This is a genomic window from Mesorhizobium sp. WSM4822 (assembly GCF_055811155.1).
The window spans coordinates 1-232 of the sequence record NZ_JBVVQM010000115.1; the positions used below are offsets into that span (position 1 = coordinate 1).

1 protein-coding gene is annotated in these 232 nt (G+C 64.7%); it reads right to left on the bottom strand.

What is annotated here, in order from left to right; translation table 11 throughout:
• The coding region (locus AC0L3E_RS34755; RefSeq protein WP_473606935.1) for an amino acid--tRNA ligase-related protein at positions 1-232 on the bottom strand (232 nt) is incomplete at both ends.

Consider the following 232-nt stretch of genomic DNA (forward strand, 5'->3'; position numbering starts at 1 on the left):
GCTCGCGGTTGCGATAGACCGGACCGAAGCTGAAAATCCTGGTTTCACCGGCGGCGATCAACTTCTTGCAGGCGAATTCCGGCGAGGTGTGGAGATAGAGTGGCGCCCTTGCACCGTCCGGCCCGACCGCTTCCGTGGCGAAAGCCGCCAGATGCGCCTCATTGCCGGGCGAGACCTGCAGCGCCGCCGTTTGCACCTCGACGAAATCATGGGCGGCGAACCAGTCGCGCAG